Below are 552 nucleotides of genomic sequence, written 5' to 3'. Positions count from 1 at the left end.
TGGTGGCGATGCGCTTGAGGGTAACACCCGTTCCCATCCCGAACACGATGGTTAAGACTCAAGCGGCCGATGGTACTTCACTGGAGACGGTGCGGGAGAGTAGGTGGCCGCCAAATCTAAAAAAGAAAAATAACACTTAAGATAAAACTGGTTTTACCAGTGATCAGAGTTTTAAACATTGTTTAGAGTTCTGATGACTGATAAACTTCAGTCAAAAATGAATAGATGTAAAGCTTGAAAGAGTGACACATCACCATGTACCTTGAAAATTGCATATAAGAAATAGAAATGATAAGATTTTAAATATCTTAATCAAGACATCCGAGGTAATTGTTATAAACAGAGTAATAATTACTGTCTGAAGAAAACAGACTTAAATAAAATTGACCTTAAGCCAACGCCGATAACGCTATATCGGTGTAGCGATCATTCATTCCCGTGAATGAGAGCAAGTTGGTCATGCTAGAAAGAGCGTATGGTGGATGCCTTGGCACTAAGAGCCGATGAAAGACGTGATAAGCTGCGAAAAGCTTCGGGGAGGAGCAAATATCC

The 552-nt window shown here is 40.4% G+C and carries 2 rRNA genes; both read left to right on the top strand.

The window, feature by feature from the left end:
- A 5S ribosomal RNA gene (gene rrf, locus OCV72_RS16430) occupies nucleotides 1-116 on the top strand.
- A 339-nt stretch (nucleotides 117-455) separates the two neighbouring features.
- Nucleotides 456-552, top strand: a 23S ribosomal RNA gene (locus tag OCV72_RS16425); the annotation flags it as partial.

Origin of the sequence: Dorea amylophila (assembly GCF_025567265.1) — a bacterium.
Lineage (GTDB): Bacteria > Bacillota > Clostridia > Lachnospirales > Lachnospiraceae > Dorea_A > Dorea_A amylophila.
The sequence above is the reverse complement of the archived record's forward strand: the minus strand, read 5'-3'. Positions and strand labels throughout refer to the sequence as shown.